16 protein-coding genes, 1 tRNA gene and 2 pseudogenes are annotated in these 20,828 nt (G+C 35.7%); 5 read left to right on the top strand and 14 right to left on the bottom strand.

Annotated features, from left to right (window positions below; genetic code table 11):
- Window positions 1-80: 80 nt before the first annotated feature.
- The gene (locus tag NL281_RS04040; RefSeq protein ID WP_253303682.1) at window positions 81-803 is read right to left on the bottom strand and encodes a hypothetical protein; all 723 of its coding nucleotides are present in this window, start codon (window positions 801-803) and stop codon (window positions 81-83) included.
- Between the two features lie 1,052 nt (window positions 804-1,855).
- A complete protein-coding gene (recG, locus tag NL281_RS04045) occupies window positions 1,856-3,877 on the bottom strand; it encodes an ATP-dependent DNA helicase RecG (protein ID WP_341819225.1) in 2,022 nt (673 codons plus the stop codon).
- A gap of 296 nt (window positions 3,878-4,173) precedes the next feature.
- Between recG and NL281_RS04050 the strand changes: the two genes are divergently transcribed.
- Window positions 4,174-5,001 (top strand): hypothetical protein, encoded by an 828-nt coding sequence (locus NL281_RS04050; RefSeq protein WP_253303684.1) that lies wholly within the window; start codon window positions 4,174-4,176, stop codon window positions 4,999-5,001.
- A 3-nt stretch (window positions 5,002-5,004) separates the two neighbouring features.
- Here the strand turns inward: NL281_RS04050 and miaA are convergent, their stop codons facing one another.
- Window positions 5,005-5,898 (bottom strand): tRNA (adenosine(37)-N6)-dimethylallyltransferase MiaA, encoded by an 894-nt coding sequence (gene miaA, locus NL281_RS04055; RefSeq protein WP_253303685.1) that lies wholly within the window; start codon window positions 5,896-5,898, stop codon window positions 5,005-5,007.
- Between the two features lie 75 nt (window positions 5,899-5,973).
- Here miaA and NL281_RS04060 point away from each other — a divergent pair, with 75 nt between their 5' ends.
- Window positions 5,974-6,444, top strand: coding sequence for a hypothetical protein (locus NL281_RS04060; RefSeq protein WP_182309938.1), 471 nt, complete (start codon window positions 5,974-5,976; stop codon window positions 6,442-6,444).
- 539 nt (window positions 6,445-6,983) lie between these two features.
- Here NL281_RS04060 and NL281_RS04065 read toward each other — a convergent pair.
- From NL281_RS04065 to ltrA, 3 genes and pseudogenes are all read right to left on the bottom strand, one after another.
- Window positions 6,984-7,940: an IS5 family transposase gene (locus NL281_RS04065; protein WP_253303449.1), complete on the bottom strand. Its 957-nt coding sequence runs from the start codon at window positions 7,938-7,940 to the stop codon at window positions 6,984-6,986.
- 193 nt (window positions 7,941-8,133) lie between these two features.
- Window positions 8,134-9,371, bottom strand: a pseudogene (locus NL281_RS04070) (IS4 family transposase).
- Between the two features lie 106 nt (window positions 9,372-9,477).
- A pseudogene (gene ltrA, locus NL281_RS09195) lies at window positions 9,478-10,575 on the bottom strand (group II intron reverse transcriptase/maturase).
- Window positions 10,576-11,669: 1,094 nt separating this feature from the next.
- Here ltrA and NL281_RS04085 point away from each other — a divergent pair.
- Window positions 11,670-12,626: an IS5 family transposase gene (locus NL281_RS04085; protein WP_253303014.1), complete on the top strand. Its 957-nt coding sequence runs from the start codon at window positions 11,670-11,672 to the stop codon at window positions 12,624-12,626.
- Between the two features lie 239 nt (window positions 12,627-12,865).
- On the opposite strand, the gene NL281_RS04090 is transcribed toward NL281_RS04085, so the two are convergent.
- The 8 genes from NL281_RS04090 to rpsD form a co-directional block, all read right to left on the bottom strand.
- Entirely contained in the window at window positions 12,866-13,981 is a 1,116-nt protein-coding gene (locus tag NL281_RS04090) for an FtsW/RodA/SpoVE family cell cycle protein (protein WP_253303686.1), read from the bottom strand.
- Complete coding sequence (ubiE, locus tag NL281_RS04095; RefSeq protein ID WP_253303687.1) at window positions 13,978-14,694, bottom strand: bifunctional demethylmenaquinone methyltransferase/2-methoxy-6-polyprenyl-1,4-benzoquinol methylase UbiE; 717 nt, start codon at window positions 14,692-14,694, stop codon at window positions 13,978-13,980. Before ubiE ends, NL281_RS04090 begins: the two co-directional genes overlap by 4 nt.
- Before the next feature lie 60 nt (window positions 14,695-14,754).
- Window positions 14,755-15,618 carry a lipoyl synthase gene (gene lipA, locus NL281_RS04100; protein ID WP_010082514.1) on the bottom strand — a complete coding sequence of 288 codons (864 nt, stop codon included), beginning with the start codon at window positions 15,616-15,618 and terminating at the stop codon, window positions 14,755-14,757.
- Window positions 15,611-15,925 (bottom strand): 50S ribosomal protein L28, encoded by a 315-nt coding sequence (gene rpmB, locus NL281_RS04105; protein WP_006279619.1) that lies wholly within the window; start codon window positions 15,923-15,925, stop codon window positions 15,611-15,613. The genes lipA and rpmB overlap by 8 nt, the downstream gene beginning before the upstream one ends.
- Before the next feature lie 37 nt (window positions 15,926-15,962).
- On the bottom strand, window positions 15,963-16,304 hold the full coding sequence (locus tag NL281_RS04110) for a DUF721 domain-containing protein (RefSeq protein ID WP_010082513.1): 342 nt from the start codon (window positions 16,302-16,304) through the stop codon (window positions 15,963-15,965).
- A gap of 446 nt (window positions 16,305-16,750) precedes the next feature.
- Window positions 16,751-16,951: a Fe-S cluster assembly protein IscX gene (gene iscX, locus NL281_RS04115; protein WP_007552114.1), complete on the bottom strand. Its 201-nt coding sequence runs from the start codon at window positions 16,949-16,951 to the stop codon at window positions 16,751-16,753.
- A gap of 30 nt (window positions 16,952-16,981) precedes the next feature.
- Window positions 16,982-17,068, bottom strand: a tRNA-Leu gene (locus tag NL281_RS04120).
- Window positions 17,069-17,077: 9 nt separating this feature from the next.
- The gene (gene rpsD, locus NL281_RS04125) at window positions 17,078-17,692 is read right to left on the bottom strand and encodes a 30S ribosomal protein S4 (protein WP_010962555.1); all 615 of its coding nucleotides are present in this window, start codon (window positions 17,690-17,692) and stop codon (window positions 17,078-17,080) included.
- 113 nt (window positions 17,693-17,805) lie between these two features.
- Here rpsD and tkt point away from each other — a divergent pair, with 113 nt between their 5' ends.
- Window positions 17,806-19,848: a transketolase gene (gene tkt / locus NL281_RS04130; RefSeq protein WP_253303688.1), complete on the top strand. Its 2,043-nt coding sequence runs from the start codon at window positions 17,806-17,808 to the stop codon at window positions 19,846-19,848.
- An 8-nt stretch (window positions 19,849-19,856) separates the two neighbouring features.
- Window positions 19,857-20,021, top strand: a complete 165-nt coding sequence (locus tag NL281_RS04135) for a hypothetical protein (protein WP_253303689.1) — start codon at window positions 19,857-19,859, stop codon at window positions 20,019-20,021.
- Window positions 20,022-20,828: the final 807 nt, after the last annotated feature.

Here is a 20,828-nt window from a genome sequence, read left to right on the forward strand (position 1 = left end):
TTATTAGATTAAAATTATTAAACTAAGAGTTATAATTTTAGCAACTAAAAGCTGTAAATTGCACCATATAAACAGTTATTTCAAGCAAAAGTTATGCCATTAAGAGCTATGCAACAAACATTTATATTTGTGGGTAATAGTAAGACTTTAACTCTTGTGATAAATTTGTACTCCTTTTCATCAAATTCGGCAAAAGTTCCAACTTTTCTGATTCCTCTATCAAATAATAAAATATCCTCTTTTTCAACTTTAGCTTCATTAATTGCTCTCACTAATGCTATATCTTCACTACTTTCTTCTTGTCCTTTACAAAATCTTATACTTGTCGGCAATTGATCCTTTAATCCTACACTCACTTTAACTTGACTGTCGTTACTTTTACCGCCTATTTTTAGCCCATCTTTTATGAGATATCCCGATAAATTTATGATCGTCGAATCAAACTTATGTAAGTTATTTGATGTTTTTTGGGGTAATAGCTTTTTAATCTTGCTCATCAAATCAATATATACTCCCTTAAAATATTCTGGATTTATAACTTTTAACCTTTTTGACAAACCACTGTATGTTACTGTACTTTTATCGCTATTCTTATCCATTATACACCTGTTTATTACCATTTCTAGCGCTCTTAGGCTTGTTTTTTGCCCCATTAATATTAACTTCATTAGACCTTTAAATATAATCTTGCCCAACAATTTAGTATTACATTTATCTACTTCACTTAATTTTCCTAGCCTTTCTAAATCCTCATCTTTTATTAAATTTAGTACTCTTTCTATTTGATCCATTATTGCCTCCATTTTCTTGCAATAATAGTTCTTTATGTCTTTTTTGTGTTACTTTCAACACTTATGCCCAGCGCCCCTATGATGTCATTCAAGTAGCTGACACTGGGATGGCTTTGTTGCATCGCTAGCTATGATGGATTAAAGATAAAAAAGATAGGGAATATCAGTAGCTTATTATTCTGGTATTTATAACAAGAACGGTCAGTGAATACCTAAATTTGAGTAAAAGAAATTTCACTACCACTCACTAATCTGGCTAAAATTCAAGAATTTCAATGCTTTAGCTATTTTCAATAGAATTAAATTTATTAATATAAGTAACAAATTACTATTCTTAAATTTGATCAGATTGATTGCAAAAAAACAAGATTTTCAATAGGTTGCTTATAATCCTAACTATAGTTAGCCTTTCATAAGTAGCGATGCAACAAAGCCCACTGGGATCCAGCCTTTCTGCAATCTCATCGAAAACGTTGTAACCACTTTCTATGCTAGTTCGCTTGTGAGCAACCTGGATTCCAGTGTCAAGCACTGGAATGACACCCTTTACGGGCTCTTAAATTGCAACTAATCTAAATATTTAAGAAATTTACCAAATGAAAAAAAAGGCAAAAGAAGCCCCGTGGTTATTATCCGCTTTAAAATATTGGCGTTTTTTATGTTTTAAACGCTTGACAAGCGAAATTCAGCTGCTTTTAATTGCAACTAACTTACGCTGCAAATGTTTAAGAAATTTACTAAGCAGAAAAAAAGACAAAGAATCCCCGAGTTAGCTAGTCTTTTACTATCTCTGTCGAGTATTGGCATTTTTTGATGTCTTGTAACGCTTTATAAGCGCGTTCAGCTTATTTAGATAAAAATCTAGATGTAGATGAAGTTTTGTAAAGACATACAGCATCTATATACTGCAAAAAATTGAACATAAGACGCCGATACATTAAGTAATCCTTACCTTTTAATCTGCAGATTGGCGAAAGCAAATACAATAGCTTCAGTTTCATGATAAGGGGGCTGGCGAGGTTTGTCAAGGAAGTTTTTTTGTTTCTGCGGGCTACCTGGTTTTTCTACTGAAATTTTGAAAAATGTAATCTACTCCTATATTCAAATATATCAAGCAGTAATTCAAAATCAGCCATTGCGCCTTTTGCGTTATTATACGCGAGATTGAGCAGCTCTTTGTCCTGATATAAATCAGCAAATTTAAATTCCATACATCCTGATTGTTTTGTGCCTAAAATATCTCCACTGCCTCTTAGCATCATATCCCTTTCAGCAATGTAAAATCCATCTTGTGACTCACACATGATCTTTAACTTTGAAGATGAGCTTTTACTTAAATTATCGTATAATAATACACAAAAAGATGGCTTGTTTCCTCGCCCTACTCTGCCTCTTAACTGATGCAATTGTGATAACCCAAATTGCTCTGCATTTTCTATAATCATGATGGTTGCATCTGGCACATCTATACCAACTTCTATCACAGTGGTTGCAACAAGCAGAGAAAATTCATTCCTTTTGAAGGAAAACATAACTTGATCTTTCTGCTCCTGAGTCAATTTTCCGTGTATTATCCCGACTTTATCAAGAAATGTTTTTTGTAATTCCTGAAAACGCATCTCTGCTGCAGCAATATTGGTCTCTTCGTTTTCTTCTATATATGGACAAATCCAATATGCTTTTTCGCCCCTGTTTATAGCACCTTTTAGCTTTTCAATAACATCTGGCACCCTACTAATGTTCATAGTTACAGTTTTTATTGGCAATCTGGATTTTGGTTTTTCTTTCAAAATTGAACATTCAACGTCACCATACATAGCTTGCTGCAAAGTTCTTGGAATGGGAGTTGCAGTAACGAAAAGTATATCGGCATTTTCTCCTTTTCCTACCAAGCGATTTCTCTGCATCACTCCAAATCGCTGTTGCTCGTCTATGACTGCAAGCCCTAAATTTTTAAATGTAACGTTAGCTTGAAATAGTGCATGAGTGCCAATCACTATATTTAAAACACCACTTGCAAGTTCGTTCATGATAATCTTTCTTTCCTTGCGCGAAGTTTTACCAGTAAGCAGCGCAACTTTTATATCGGTACAGGATAAAACTTCCTCAATCCAATTATAATGTTGCTCCGCCAAGATAGTAGTCGGTGCCATTAGAGCTGCCTGCATGTTGTTTTCTACCACATTTATCATCGCAAAAAGTGCAACTACGGTTTTGCCACTACCAACATCACCTTGCAGCAAGCTTATCATGCGATACTTGGATTTTTGTCTCTCTGAGATCTCATCTATTGCACGAGTTTGATCATTTGTTAATTGAAACGACAATTCATTTAAAACTTGCTCTTTGTATTTACTCAATATTACAAATTCTCTTCCCCTTTCTTTCACATGATTTTTTCTTGCAAGTTTCAGCGCTAGCTGATACGCAAACAATTCATCATAAGCAAGCCTTTTTCTACAAACCTCAGCTTCCGCCAATGAGCTTGGTCTGTGCAACTTTATGATGCTTTCCCTCCAACTTAACCATTTTTTTTGCTTGATTAATGTATCATCTATCCACTCTGGTAAATCAGGCAATTCCTTTAGATTAGAGCTTATTATGTTCCCAATGCGCTTATTGGTAATGCCACGGCATAATTGGTAAACTGGCTCTATGCAAGCTATTTCTTTAAATTGGTTGATGTCAAGCGACACGTAATCTGGATGAGTAATTTGCCAATGTTCAGCAAATTTTTCGAGTTTGCCACTGATGATCACATTCGCTCCAATTGGAAATAGTTTATATAAATACTTAACTGAGTAATTAAAAAAGACTATGAATATATACTGACTCTCACTTTCAACGACTATTTTATATGGTCTACCTCTAAAAGTGGGCGACTGATGTTCATAAACTTTTGCAATGAAAGTTGTAAATTCTCCAACTCGAGCATCAGATAGTAACTTGCTTCTATCCACATAACTAAGTGGCTTATAAAACAGCAGATCCACCACCTTGTCCCCACCACAAAGTTTAGGCAATATTGCGGAATGGAACTTAGGTATATTCTCCAGCCTGCTATTTAGAAAAATCTGATTGCTCATTGAGATTCATACATGTGTAAAACTGTTATAGAGCCTTTTTAAAATCTTGTCACCTTATGGTCAGGTATGCACTATAGCTAGCACAGCTCTCTAACGTCATACCGCGATTCATTCGCGGTATCTCAGCTGCTAACACGTAACGGAATGACGAATTTGTTGTTTTTAAAATCGTCGGTAAGCCTAAGTTACCCCTAACTATATTTGCTATCATAGGGCTTATAGTAGGTATTTTATTAACTTATTAATCATTTTTATGTGTTATTATACCATTAGCAGTCTATATCAAGGTATTAATGATGAACAGCTCTACACCAAAAGAAAAGGAAAATCCAATAGTTACACTAAGAGCTCAAGCAGAAAAGTTTGGTTTTAGCAGGTTGAGGGCTGGTAAAGATAATGCTGAAGCGAATTCTGGTGCAACTATGTACGTAGATCTTCCAAGAATGAAACTTGTTATTCAGAACAAAGTTATAACAAAAGAGCTTGTTGATGAATTATATAATAAACATACCAACCTCATTTCAAATGACAAAAATAAGTACCGCCAATTTGTAAAACAAGTTTTTACAGAGCTATTTGAATATGCTGAAGCAGAAGTTCCAAATGATTCTATTCTAGAAGAACTAATCACTAATTGTAACCAGGCTGCTTATGTGGGTGCATTGTATGGTAAAGGAGGACCTATCCTTCATTTAGCTGAAACATATGGGTTATTGTTTCAGTCTAATCATGTAACACATATTAATTGTAGTGATCCAAGTCATGCGGCAATCAGAATTGAAGAAAAAATTGCAGTTCGCACTTTTGCAGAACTGGAAGAAGAATTATGTAAATTGGATAGCTCGCTAGAATTCACACTTAAGTCTCAAGGTGATAAAAATGTAACATATGAAGATGGTAAATTGTCACTTACTGTTCCTAAGAGACTGAAGGACTATAATATAGGTGATAAAAACTTGTTTGACGTTATAAAAGAGTGTTTTCAGAAATTTTGCGAGAGGCTTGGATTTTTTAAAATAAAAATAGAGCATGGCTTGGATAAGCCACCAAAAGTGAACAGCCATCTGGAAAATATGGAACCGCCCATTCATAGCAATGAGTATGGAAATACACCTAGAAACTAACAATTAAAATATTTCAAGCGCTGTTAGCTCATTTGCACAATCAATGACTTCAGAACTTGGGAACTGGTTTTTAAACCAAGTATACTGGCGTTTTGCGTAGTGTCTTGTGTTTGTTTGAGCAATCTGTATCGCTTTGTCTAAAGTAATCTCACCTTTCAAATACTTTACAATTTCTGGCACTCCATGTGCTTTCATAGCTGGCAAATGTGGGGCTAGGTTCATGCTAAGTAGCTTTTTTACTTCATCAATTGCTCCATTTTCAATCATTGTAATGAAACGAGAATTTATTTTTCGGTATACATCTTCACGTTTAGGCAGAATTGTATATATCTTAAAATTATTGAATAAAGGAGGCTGTCTATTCTCTTGCCATACAAAAATTGACTTGCCAGTTTCAGTGATAACTTCAAGTGCCCTTGAAAGGCGGTGCGAGTCATTCATGAACACTTTACCTTGAATCCTTGGATCTTTGCTTAGCGCTAATTTGTAAAACTCCTCTTTACTTAAATTTTTCCTTAATTCGCTTACATTTTTCCTCACTTCCTGACTTATTTGTGGCATTGATGATAAGCCTTTGATTAAACTGCTGATGTAAAGCCCGCTTCCTCCAGTGATGATAGGTATTTGAGCATTTTCTAATGCGTGATTAACTTCTTTTTCTAAATCTTCTAACCATAGACCCACGGAATAATTTTCTTTTGCTGAAACATAACCATATAGTTTATAAAATACTTCTTGCTTTGGTGGTTGAGCAGTAATTATGGGAATTTCTTCATATACCTGCTTTGAATCACAATTTATTATACTAATATTTCCATATTTTTCTATCAGGTTATCGCATAATTCTGATTTACCTGAGGCCGTAATTCCTGTAATAATTACTATATTATTTTTCATTTATATTAATTTAATTAACATATGATAAAGTGTAGTAAAAGTTTGGATTCTACAATCTAAAGTTTGGAGATTTTTATGGCAGAAAACAACGACAATAATTCATTTACTAAGCGTTTCACAAACAGGACTCCTGGCGGTACAGGGGAAGGTTTTTCCAGTAAGTATTCGTCTCAAAACACCAAAGAACGGGCATTAGGGGAAAAAGGAAAAATTTCTGAATTAGCAGGCAAAAAAACCGAATCCAAGGAAGCTTTTTCTGAAAGTGGCGGCATAAAAAGTAAAAGCAGAACTGTCAATGAAAGATCTTTTGCTGATGCAACAAAAAGAAGTAGGTCAGATCTTATATACTTAGTCCGTGGTAAAGATCGTGGAAAATCAGCGTGGCATTATGTATTAGTTGATAAAGAGAAAAGAGAAATGTTTCTAGCAAAAAGCAGAACTGGCTCTATAGATGTTGCAGACTATGGAGAGATTTTGTATTCAGGATGGGGAGAGGATCCACCACAGGCAATAGTTGATAAAGTCAATGAAGAGTTTGGGTTGTAGCAAGTCTGCATAACAAATGGTAAGCTGCGTTGTATTATATTCACAAAAACTAGCGTATCTGTTTAGAGGAGTGGCTAATGTGCAAATATTGAAGCAAAGTGCGTGACACACAGCTGTACGAACATTGCAATATGGTACATAGTAAACGATGTCATTCCAGTGCTTGACACTGGAATCCAGCTTTTTCATAATCATCAAAATGTTGTATTTTAACATAAAACGGCTACTTTTATGCTTACCAACTTAATAAAATTCCTGGATCCCAGTGGGCTTTGTTCTTACTATTACCCACAAATAAAAACATAGTATTGTATTTACTCAAATAATTTAATTTTATTAACCTGAAAGCTTATTAGATTAAAATTATTAAACTAAGAGTTATAATTTTAGCAACTAAAAGCTGTAAATTGCACCATATAAACAGTTATTTCAAGCAAAAGTTATGCCATTAAGAGCTATGCAACAAACATTTATATTTGTGGGTAATAGTAAGGGCTTTGTTGTATCGCTCTTCGGATAGTAGGTAACGTACAATAAATTCATGAAGCTATCTCAAACTTAGCCATGCCTATTTCAGTAAATTTGTTAAGCAAATAACACTTGAGTAGCAGTTCCTTCTCACGATTAATCTCAGATTTGCTCCTAAAACTAAACCCAAATATTCGCTTCAACCTTGAGAAAAATCCTTCAATATACGATCTTTTTCCGTAATTTACTTCTTCTTTCCATCTTTTTATACCATTCTCACCATGTAATTTCATTAACTGAATAGCGGCATTTCTATCAAGCATATAATCCAATTTTGGATGCTCTGCTGCGTTGTTTTTCGGAGGAATTTTCGTTTTTATACCATATTGATTACACAGCTTATAGAGCTTTTCTCTGTCATATGCCCTATCTGCATATAGTACTTTTATGACATACTGAAAATCGACTTCTTTTAGCAAATCACAAGCTCCATAGTGATCAGAGTAGACACCGTTACTGTATTTTACAGCTATGGCTTTTTTGCTGTTTGTATTCAACATTACATGCAATTTTCTTGTCTGTTCATAGCTGCGATACTTTCTATCTTCGCTATTTTCTTTGCTATGACCAGGAGTGTTGTTGTATATACTAATTCCTGTACTGTCTATAGTAATTTCGATATCTTCCATATTATTTTTATCAATTCTGCAATCATTGATCTTAATATTGAGTTTCTTAAACCTTCTTGATGATTGTGAATAGCTGATAACTTGCAAATTTTTCCCAATTTGCTCAAGGTATCCTGCTATAAACCCAACTGTTTGCCTCAGGCCTATTCTAAATAAACAAGTTATTATGTGCACCAAAATTACAACTTTATCGCTATAAATATTGTTGCCACCTGGTATTTTTGGACCATTCTCGTACCACTTTTCTATGGCTTCGTTGATATAATGAAAAATATTTCCTCTTTTTTCTAGAAATTTGTTATATTCGCTATGGTTACTGACCCTCATTTTTTGTGGCATATTTTTTCTTTCAAGGTTAAATGGCTATTTTATAATGAATTTTGTCAGTAGCCACCAGATTTTTTCAGTTGCTATGCAACAAAGCCATCCCAGTGTCAAGCACTGGGATGACACCATTTGTTGTAAACTCACTTTTACTCTATGGTCTTGCCGCTATCCTGAACGGACAATGGCGTCAACTTAAGAACTTTCATTAGCAAACTCTCCTAAAGACATGATGGCGTTTGGGCTTATCTACCTTATCGCGGCTATACAATCGTCCCGGTCGGATTTTAACTTTAGCGCGTATACTTGCTCTATCAAAAAGGGCTTGAAAGTTTTTTGGCGCAATAAGTACCTGATAGAGTTTCTGCCTCATTACACCAAATAAAACCGAAAAATTTAAACGATACTCAGCAATTTGATCTGGATTCCAAGGCCCTTGTGCATCACACATATGAAGCGACAATATATTACACATGACTAAGTTTGCCCAAAATTCTTGTAATACAGCCTCTAAATTTACGCCAGAAAAATTCTCTAACTCTGCACCTATTTTGAGTCGTTTATAGCACTCCTCTATATGCCACCTTAATACATAAGCTTTGCTGATATCTTCCAAAGTAAATTTTTCTCGATCAAAAAGTGAAGTAACCAATACCTCTGTTTCTCCGTTGGCTAATGTCAGCACTATTACTCTTACTTTCTGTCCTTTCATTTTATTTTTTAGCTTTTCATTTTCTAATATAAAATCGAAATCTAATTCTCCAGATGCAATTCGTTCCCATAGCTTGCTATAATTTCTTTTTTGCAAGCGAAAAATAAAATCTACTTCCAAATCATAATGCTGCTGAATGAATTTTACTGAAGACGATCATAGATAAATAATAATTTCTTTTGATTTAATGAACGCATTTGAGTGATAACTTCGGGTAATTGCTCTTCCGCCAACGTTTGTTCACCTATATTCCAAGCCGCAAGACGAGCACTACAAATCAGCGAAGTACACAAATCAACAAACAAATTGCCAATGGTGGCATTGTGCCTGTTGTTCCATTTGGTTTAAAGCGGCCAAACTCGGATACAATTTCCTCAGAGCTGGGTAATCTCATACCAGAACCATCTGCTGCAATAAGCCTATAGCCTCTCCAACTCAGGCTCATCTTGATAGGCTGTTTGGATGCTTAAATTCTTTAAAACCTGTATGACAAATCTTATATCTTGCTTTAGAAAAAGCTTGCTTTGAGGGTACATGTCAATGGCTCCATAAGTTCACATTCTATTCCCAAACTTTTTTTAACTAACTTTAAAATCATAGAAAATACTGTCGAAAAAGGAAGTTTTCTTGTTCGTGTAAAACTCAACACAATGGATTCTCTGAAAAGCTTTCGAGTATATTATATTTTTAATTTGTAGAATAAAATTTTTTCCTTTTTGTTTGGTAGAAGTCATAGTTTTAAATCCTCCTGATTAAGTTTTATCGCTATGACTCCCCCACCAGAACCGTGCTTGCAGCTTTCCCGCACACGGCTCCACAATGTAGTATTCACAGCATTTCCTATTTTGTATATAATGAGTAGCATATTCTTGGTTTTGGTAATGGATTAACTTGTAGATAGTGTATAAATTGCTTTGAATTCATACTCTTCTTCTGACTACGTCGGTTTATCCATTTATACGCTAGCTTGATTACCCGCCAGAAGAATTTATTCAACCACCGGTAATTTCCGCTAACTCCGAAGTAGTTATAGTGTCCTGTTAGTTTTGCTTTAAGTATTGACCACCAATCTTTAAGGTGAACTTTATTTCGGATCTTTTTCACCCATTCTTTGATTTCTTTAAGTTTTCTAGATAGATTTTCTTTCGAGGTTTTATGACCTACCATTACTCTACCTTTACGACTCCTTGTACCATAATGGGTGAATCCTAGAAAGTTGAAACTTTCCGTTTTTCGTTTCTCCCTTATTCCTTGTTGCCACTCCTTTTTGCCAAACTTTACTATTCTTGTTTTGTCTTCAGATATTTCCAGTCCAAATTTTCCTAGCCTTTGTTTCAGTGACTCTAAGAGTTCTCTAGCATCTTTTTCTCTTTCGCAGCAAATCAGGTGATCGTCTGCATACCTAACTAGCTCCATATAACCTTTAGATCTTAGCTTGAATTTCTTTTCAAACCACAAATCCAGCACATAATGCAACTATATATTAGCTAGTATAGGACTTACTATTCCCCCCTGAGGTGTGCCTAGTTCAGTTGCTTCATAATGTCCTGCTTCGACTACTCCTGCCTTAAGAAATCGTTTTACTAACCACAGTATGTTTGGGTCTGTTATCCGTTCTCTCAAGCATCTCATTAGCCATTTGTGCTGGACATTATCAAAGAATTTCTTGATATCAACTTCTACTACATAGTTAGTTGGTCTGTACATAACTGCTTTATTTAGTGCATTTACCGCTTGATGACAGCTTCTACCAGGACGAAAACCATATGAGTTATCCAGAAAGTTAGCTTCATAAATATTTTCTAATATCTTCTTCAGCATTATCTGGACTAACTTATCTTCTGTAGACGGTACTCCAAGCCCGCGTTTCTCTTTGCTTCCAGCTTTTGGTATATATACTCTTTTCACTGGTTGCGGTTGATATCGCTTTCTTTTCATACTATCCACCAGAGTGTTGAGCTTCTCTTCAAGATTTTCTCCATAAGCTTCTACTGTCACCTGGTCTATACCGCATGCTTTGTTATGCTTTAGCTCTTTATAACATTCAGCAAGATTCTCTGCGTTTATCAGATGAATTAACGATTAAATTTCAATCGTTTATCTTGCCTGGCTCTTACTGCTATCTGATTTAGTTTTCTTTGCACGTTATTCCAACCTCCGTTGTATTGGCATAGCAATTCCTAAACCAGTCACTATATTGCTGACCGCTTCCCCTTGTATGTGGCTTTCCCACACTCTGAGTACTATCAATCAGTCCGACTTCCTTTATATCTTCCGTCAGTACTCGCCTTTGTTGACTTGTTCCAACGTACCTTAATAGGAATACAAAGGATCTCCCAAGTTTACGTAAACTCCATCTCAACACGTGATACGGCCTCAGATCCCGATAGAGTGAGTGATAACTTGCCCTATTGTTACCCTTCTTGCTGTCTTCCACTATATGCAACGTGTCGACCTCTATGACATCGAGAATTTCGGGACTCAATACCTTCACTTTCGTTGTACCCTGTGTTGTCCATTCCACTAGCTTTACTACGCTCGTTACCTTACGCAGCATAGTGGTTTGTTCCAGCCTGCTGGCTAGGCTTTGCCTGGGTTGGATTTTCACCAACTGGACTTTACGCACTTTGCTTGGCGCACGCATGTTTCACCTAAAAAGGACACATTTTAGACTTCTTTGTTGAAATAAAACAGAAACAAAAGTGCTGTTTATTGCACTCTTTGGATAATTTAATGATAAAAAATTTAGAGAGAAATTTTATACACTATCGCTGATATTTTTCCTTAAGTTGACGCCATTGTCTGTTCAGATGCATGGCTAATGTACAAATATTGAAACAAAAATTCCAGTGCCCCTGTGATGTCATTCCAGTGCTTGACACTGGAATCCAGCTTTTAATCGAAAATGTTGTATAGTGCACAATCAATTTTTCTGGATCCCAGTGGGCTTTGTTGCATCGCTCAAGTGAAAAGAACTGGCAGTTACTGACAAAATTCATTATAAATAGCCATTTAACTGTTGAAGAAAAAATATGCCACAAAAAATGAGAGTCAGTAACTGCCATGAATATAACAAATTTCTCCAAGAAAGAGGAAGCATTTTTTGTTATATCAATGACGCCATAGAAAATTGGTACGAGAATTGTCCAAAAATGCAGGGCGGCAACTATATTTATAGTGATAAAGTTGTGATTTTGGTGCATATAATCGTCAGTTTCTTTAGAATTGGTTTAAGACAAACAGTCGGGTTTATAAAAGGGTATTTGCAACAAATAGGAAGAGATTTGGCAGTTATCAGCTATTCACAAGCATCAAGAAGGTTTAAGAAACTTAATATTAAGATAAATGATTGCAGAATTGATAAAAATAATATGGAAGATATCGAAATTGCTATAGACAGTACAGGAATTAGTATATACAACAACACTCCTGGTCACAGCAAGGAAAATAGCACCGACAGAAAATATCGTGGCTATGAGCAAACGAGAAAATTGCACGTAATGTTGAATATAAACAACAAAAAAGCCATAGCTGTAAAATACAGTAACGGTGTCTACTCTGATCACTATGGAGCTTGTGATTTGCTAAAAGAAGTTGATTTTCAGCATGCCATAAAAGCACTATATGCAGATAGAGCATGTGATAGGCACAAGTTTTATAAGTTGTGTAACAAATACGATATAAAGACAAAAATTCCACCAATAAACAATGCGGCAGAACATCCAGAAATAGATTATATGTCTGACAGGAATGCTGCTATTAGGTTAATAAAATTATACGGTGAAGATGGCATGAAAGAATGGAAAAAAGAAGTAAATTATGGGAAAAGATCTTATATTGAAGGGTTTTTCTCAAGATTAAAGCAAATATTCGGATTTAGTTTTAGGAATAAATCTGAGATAAATCGAGAAAAAGAACTGCTAATCAAATGCTATTTGCTTAATAAATTCACTGATATTGGTATGGCTAAATTTGAGATAGTTACATGAATTTACCATAAATCACCATCTCATAAAGTGTGATGCAACAAAGCCGTCTGGGATCCAGATTGGGCACTAAGTTGGTAAACACGAAAGCGCTTTACAACGTTTTTGATGGAACTGTGCAAAAGGACTGGATACCAGTGTCAAGCTACTTGGATGACACCATTATAAAGTGAACCAGTGTCAGCTACTTGCACCTGCCACCTGCAAATTTCAATGTTCGTGCAGTTGTGAGCGGTACAAGTTTAGTCCATATACCTTCCAAGCATAATACGCTCACGAAACTTTAATGCAATAGCTTGATTTCTACTAAAAGACAGCATTATGCCAAGTGCAATGCTCGAAGATAAAAGAGAAGAACCACCATAGCTAAGTAACGGCAGGGTTATGCCGGTGGTTGGAAAAACACTCAATGTTACCCCTATGTTTATTATGAATTGTGTGATGAATTGAATTGAGATACCGAGAATCACCAACAGATTAAATAATTCATTTTCCCTATATGCAATGTAAAGCAAGCGGGCGGAAATGATGCCAAATAACATCAATGTGGCTAAGCACGTAATCAAACCAAATTCTTCTGCTAAAACAGAAAACACAAAATCTGTATGACAATCAGGAAGAGAGGCTTTTACGCTACCTTCACCAGGTCCAACTCCAGTTAATTGACCTCTTTTGAATGCTTCTAATGATTTTGTGACTTGAAAGTTATCGCGTTGCGTAAAAAAGACAAAATTGTAAATCCTTTGCTTTATATGTGGGAGGCATAAGTAAGCTATTGTAGTTCCAGTTGTGGCCATTCCTATTATGCATAGAAAGTATAAAAGTGGTATACATGCAATAAACATTTGACCAATAAAAGAATATGTTAAAAGCATAGACATACTGAAATCAGGTTGCAAAAGTAACAACACAAAAACTAACAGAAATATTATGATTGATATGTGTATTTTAAACTTCATTTCGCTGGCCAAGATACTAGCTATAACAACAGAAAAAAATGGCCTTACGAACTCAGATGGTTGAACTGAAATTTTGACAATATGTAACCATCGTTTCGCACCTTTTACCTCTATACCAAGTATTATCGCAGTTGCTACTAGAATAGTAAATAAAGCGAAACCTGCGAATGAGAGGTTAAGTATAGTTCTTGTGTTGAGAAAAGAAAATGTCACCAAGGTAATTAGTGACAGGACTATATAAATTGTATGGCGCCGTATAAAATAATCCTGTGGTAGAAAAAGACGCTGCGCAATTACAGGGCTTGCTGAATAAACAAGAATGAAGCTTATAGTGAGCAAAAAAAACACTGGAAGGATGAGATAATAATCCAGCGTTCTATACCAGAGTTTAATATTCATTTTGTTCCAATGTGTAATGCCACTATTCCATAGCTCATATTATGAAACTCAACATTCTTAAAACCTACCTCTTCAATCTCCATTTTAAAATCAGCCTGAGTTGGAAATTCTCTGATGCTCTTCACTAAATATTCATAAGAACTCTTGTCTTTAGCAACTATGCTGCCAATTTTAGGAATTACTTTAAATGAATATAAGTCATAAAGTTTGGTAAATATCTCATTTTGATAGTGCATAGGGGCAAATTCTAAGCAGATAAATTTTCCATGTGGTTTTAATACCCTGCGCGCCTCATTTAAAGCCTTCTTGCGGTCAGAAACGTTTCGAATGCCAAAAGCTATTGTGCAATAATCAAATTCGGAGTCTTCAAATGGTAAACTTTCTGCACTCGCACATACCCAATCAAAATTAATTTGATTTGAATTTATAGCTTTATCACGTCCTCTGCTTAGCATATTTTGATTTATATCGCATACTGTAACCTTAGCACTTGGCTCTTTTCTTACTATTCTTATTGCTATATCTCCAGTTCCTCCAGCAACATCTAAAACCTTAGAGTTTTTTGTAAAATGCACACTATTTACCATCTTATCTTTCCATAATCTGTGCATTCCGAGGCTCATTATATCATTCATGGTGTCGTAGCGACTTGCCACGGAATCGAATACCTCTTTAACTAATTGTGATTTCTTCTTGATTTTTATAGTAGACATTACGTAAAGTCGCTCAACTCCTTTATAATTAGTAAAAATTAATTTGAATTAACACAAATGTCAACGACAGGCCTTGAGCCTGTTAAAATCTTCTTCAGCGTGGTATGATGACCTAGTCAGTGGGCTTGATGCAACCACTAAGAAACCTTTGGAGTAAGCAATATATTTATAATGCTCAAACTCTTCTGGGGTAACATACCTATCAAGTTTTGCATGTTTTGGAGTTGGTTGTAGATATTGACCAATTGTAATAAAATCAACCTCAGCACTGCGCAAATCGTCCATAACCTGAAGTATTTCCTCTTTTGTTTCTCCAAGACCAACCATAAGCCCTGACTTTGTGAAAACTTTAGGATTAATCTGCTTTACCATCTTCAACAAATATAGTGAATGAAAATAGCGAGCTCGTGGTCTTATTTTTGCATACAATCTCGGCACTGTTTCAATATTGTGGTTATAGACATCAGGTGATGCAACAGCAATTGCTTCAAATGCTCCTTTCTTATTTAAAAAATCAGGAGTTAAAATCTCTATTGTTGTTTCTGAAGTTATCTTTCTAATTTCTTCTATGCACTGTATAAACTGATTTGCGCCACCATCTGGTAAATCATCACGATCAACAGAAGTAATGACAACATGTTTTAAGTTTAACTTTTTTATTGCTTTTGCTAAATTTTCTGGTTCATGAGGGTCTAGTTTATCAGGAATGCCAGTTGCAACGTTGCAAAATGCACAAGCACGAGTGCAAACAGAACCGAGAATCATCACAGTAGCATGACGTTTATTCCAACATTCACCAATGTTTGGACATGCAGCCTCTTCGCACACTGTATGCAAGTTATGCAGTTTAACGATGTTTAAGGTTTCATTGAATACTTCACCGGTCGGAGCTTTTGCTCTGAGCCATTGAGGTTTGCTATGCATCTGAAACTGCTAACTCTACCTCTTGCTTTACTAAAACTTTTTTCAACCTTCTTTTTATCTTCTGCGCTTTCTCACTTAGTTTAATCGTTCTTGTGTTGAGCAAAAAAGCATCTAAATCACCTTTGTAATCTATAGTTCTCAAAGTTCTTGTTGCCACACGAAATCTAAACTTTTTATTCAATATATCACTTGTCAACGTAACCTTATGTAAATTTAAAAGAAAGGTACGCTTTGTTTTACGATTCGAATGTGATACCTTATTACCAAAAGATTTTTTTCTATTTGTTAATTCACAAACTCTACTCACTTCAATATACCAAATTATTCTATGTACTTAGATTACCTTATATAGTCAAATAGTCAATACTCTCTTGCTTAATTTTTATACCATATACTGCTTTATAACCAAAAAATATCGTAATTTTTTCTATTATAAGAGAAATCATATGCTGAATTTCCAATGCTTTGCTGCCATTTGTTACTACCAGATGCAACACACCCGAATTTATATTCTGTGCATATGAGATCTTTTTCGGTTTTGTACACTCTGCTATTTCTTTCCCTACTATATTTCGCCAGTTTAAAATAAGACGTATTTCATTTTTACTAATCTTATTTTTCATGCATTTTAATGCATAGTTTTCAATTATAGACTTTAATTTTTTTGGACCGCTACGTTTGAGCATTTTTCTGTTTTTTTAGTAGGTAGATAATATAAAAGTATACATATAACTTGAGATTTTGTCATTACTGCTACATGTTTGTGAGATACCGTGACGGTATGACCATAATCGTCACTCCGCAACGCATATTGCATAGTCGTCATTCCGCGGCGTGTTCGCGGAATCTAGCTCTGGTCACGCTACTTAGATGACAACCTTCTAACTGCTTTACAAAGGCTCTACCCTCTGGCCTCACACCGTAAAAGCAGTATTTTTATGCAAAACTTATCTCAACGTAGCACTTGTCAAGATCGTTCCATTCAAAAATTTTTGTTTTGCCTCATAATTAACCTTATAGCTGTTTTAATTGCAATTGGTTAAATTATTATTAACTTGCCAGGCTAGATCCAAAAAATAGCATAATCAATATGCAAATTGTAATAGAAATCACGTTTGCGTATGGTTTATTGCTATGCGGTTAATCTTTCCTCAATCCAAGCTGCTTGAATAGCTTCGAGTATTTTTTCGTTACAGCGTTTTTCATCATCATCAAATTCCTCTAAACTCAAGACCTTTTTTTTAAGCTCAGTGAATCTGATACTAATTATATTCTCATTTGGAAATTTTTCCTCCAGAGCTTCCACAATATCTTCTATATCAAGCCATTTCATACTTTTTTGTATTTATCTGCTAAGTTAAATTGGTGCCCATGGGGAGACTTGAACTCCCAAGGTCGCAAAACCCACGGATTTTAAGTCCGCTGCGTCTACCGATTCCGCCACACGGGCTTTTTTTATCTATCTAGAGTAAAACTCTACTACTAAATTGACTTCCATGTCTGCTGAATAAGGAACCTCAGAATATTGAGGTGACCTCAAATACTTCACTGAATGCTCTTTACTATCTGCTTCTAAATAATCCGGAGCCTTGCGCTCTTGTTTTTGTTCAGCCTCTACTACTACAGGGATTTTTGCTGCCCTTTCTCTTATTTTTATTATATCACCTGGCTTCACTCGATAACTCGATATGTTAACCACCTTATCATTAACTGTAACGTGCTTATGAGATATGAGCTGCTTTGCTGAGTAAATTGTTGGAACAAGACCAGAGTGGTATAAAACAGAACTTAATCTCGATTCTAAGATACCGATAAAATTATCAGCCGTATAACCCTTTCTGTTATAAGCATCTAAAAATGTACGTCTGAGCTGCTTACTTGAAATCGCATAGTAAAACTTAAATTTCTTATGCGCAGCAAACTGCTTACCAAAGTCGGATAACTTCTTGAATCCAAGAATACCATGTTGACCTGGAGGGTATTTCCTTTTGTTTACTGGGTCTTTAGCTCTACCCCATAAATTTACACCAAGTCTACGGCTAATCCTATACTTTCTAGTGATAACAGTTGTCATATAAAAACTCTCACGATTTAACTTTAGATTATTAAGGATTTTAGCACTCAGTGTCAACTTGTTTTTGCTGATATAATCTTTTATACTTCATTTTTAAGTTTTTCTATTAACACATGAATCATTCACATTTAAAATCTATGGCAAACGCCATCCGTTTTTTATCAATTGATGCAGTACAAAAAGCAAACTCTGGACACCCAGGTATGCCACTTGGCATGGCAGATGTTGCAACTGTTTTGTTTGCTAAATATCTGAATCATAATCCTGATGATTCTAAATGGTTCAATAGAGATCGCTTTGTTTTATCAAACGGCCATGGGTCAATGTTACTATATTCAATATTATATTTGACGGGTTATATTAGCATAGATGAGCTAAAAAACTTCAGGCAAATGGGATCCAAGACCCCAGGTCATCCAGAGTTCGGCTTGACTTCCGGGGTAGAGGCAACAACAGGCCCGCTCGGTCAGGGGTTTGCCGCTGCTGTTGGCATGGCACTTGCTGAATCAATCCTTAAAAAGCAATTCAGAATCAATCACTACACTTACGTGATGCTAGGGGATGGCTGTCTTATGGAAGGAATAAGCCATGAGGTAGCATCACTTGCTGGGCATCTTAAATTGAATAAGCTCATAGCTCTTTTTGATGATAATGATATCTCTATAGATGGCGCTACTTGCCTTTCCTGCTCTGATGATGTAGAGAAACGCTTCTTAGCGTATGGATGGAATGTTGACAAAATTGATGGCCACGATTTTGATGCCATATCCCTTGCAATAGAGCAAGCAAAAAAGTCTGGTAAACCTACAATGATCTGCTGCAAAACCATTATCGGAAAATTTTCAAGCCGTGCTGGCACATCCTCTGCTCACAGTGGTGCTTTTTCGGAGGAAGACATAAAACAGATGAGAGAGAAATTAAACTGGAATTATGAACCATTCCATGTACCAGAAGATGTGAAAAATGCCTGGAAGAAAACTGTTGAGAGAGCAAAACAAAACTACAATTTGGTGTCATTCCAGCGCGTGACCAGGAAAGAAGAAAAAGAATGGATCCCAGTGTCAAGCACTGGGATGACAAAAAGTGGAGCTGGGGTAACAGGATATCATGTAGAACTTCAAAGACGGTTAGATAAACATCTACCAGATAATATCGCTGGTGTTTTAGCTGACCTGAAGAAACAAATATGTGAGCTAATGCCAAACGAAGCTACTCGATCTTCTTTCGGCAGAGTAATGGAACTTTTAACTGAGTCTATGCCGGAATTAATCGGCGGTTCTGCTGATCTTACTGGGTCAAATTGCACTAAATATAAGCACATGCAGGTAATAAATAGCAATAATTATAGTGGCTCTTATGTCCACTATGGAGTGAGAGAGCACGCTATGGCAGCATGTATGAATGGTATGGCACTTCACGGCGCGATTCTTCCTTATGGCGGCACTTTTTTGGTATTTTCCGACTATTGTCGTCCTGCTATACGTCTTTCAGCTCTGATGAAGCAGCAGGTTATGTATGTCATGACTCACGACTCAATTGGAGTGGGAGAAGATGGCCCAACTCATCAGCCAATAGAGCATTTAGCCTCTTTGCGTGCTATACCAAATCTATATGTTTTTAGGCCAGCCGATGCAGTTGAAACTCTGGAGTGTGTTAGCATTGCACTCGAAAAGAAAGAATCTCCAGCACTGTTTGCGCTCTCAAGGCAAAACGTAAGTTACATGCGCAAGTTCTACTCTGATATCGATCAATCTACTAATTTATCGAAGTTTGGTGCATATATTTTGTGTGAATGTTCAAAAGAATTAAAAGTGACGATATTTGCTACGGGGTCCGAGGTTGAAATTGCAGTTGAAGCAAGGGAGAAATTGCAGGAAAAGGGTATAGGTACAAGGATTGTTTCTATGCCATGCTGGAGGCTTTTTGACGAGCAAAGCGATGAATATAAAGCGGCAATATTAAATAATGACAGCATTAAAGTTGCAATTGAAGCCGGAAGTGAAATGGGTTGGCATAAGTATATAGGTTCAAACGGTATATTTATTGGCATGAAAAGCTTCGGAGAATCAGCACCTTATAAAACACTTTATGAGCATTTTAATATCAGCGCCGATCATGTGGTAAAATGTGTGTGTGAGAAACTGGTTTACATTTAGTAGACTTCTTGCATAACCATATGAAAGCCCACTCTTCTTTGTCATTCCAGCGCGTGACGTTATCCAATGATGTCATTCCAGTGCTTGACACTGGTTCCTTTATGACGACAGTGCCCAGAGGTGTCATCCCAGTGCTTGACACTGGGATGGCTTTGTTGCATCGCTACTTATGAAAGGCTAACTATAGTTAGGATTATAAGTAACCTATTGAAAATCTTGTTTTTTTGCAATCAATCTGATCAAATTTAAGAATAGTAATTTATTATTTACATTAATAAATTTAATTCTATTGAAAATAGCTAAAGCATTGAAATTCTTGAATTTTAGCCGGATTAGTGAGTGGTAGTGAAATTTCTTTTACTCAAATTTAGGTATTCACTGACCGTTCTTGTTATAAATACCAGAATAATAAGCTACTGATATTCTCCATCTTTTTTATCTTTAATCCATCATAGCTAGCGATGCAACAAAGCCCACTGGGATCCAGTTTTCTTTACAAATTCACCAAAAGTGTTTCATTCTATAACGCAAAACCCATACTCACCAAACCCAATGCATTACTTGCAATTAAGTTTCCTGGATCCCAGTGGGCTTTGTTGCATCGCTACTTATGAAAGGCTAACTATAATTAGGATTATAAGCAACTTATTGAAAATCTTGTTTTTTTGCAATCAATCTGATCAAATTTAAGAATAGTAATTTGTTATTTATATTAATAAATTTAATTCTATTGAAAATAGCTAAAGCATTGAAATTCTTGAATTTTAGCCGGATTAGTGAGTGGTAGTGAAATTTCTTTTACTCAAATTTAGGTATTCACTGACCGTTCTTGTTATAAATACCAGAATAATAAGCTACTGATATTCTCCACCTTTTTTATCTTTAATCCATCATAGCTAGCGATGCAACAAAGCCATCCCAGTGTCAAGCACTGGGATGACACCTTTTCCGGTAGAAGATCACTCAATGGCGTCAACTTA

Source organism: Wolbachia endosymbiont of Phyllotreta cruciferae, assembly GCF_918697765.1.
Classification (GTDB): Bacteria; Pseudomonadota; Alphaproteobacteria; order Rickettsiales; family Anaplasmataceae; genus Wolbachia; species Wolbachia pipientis.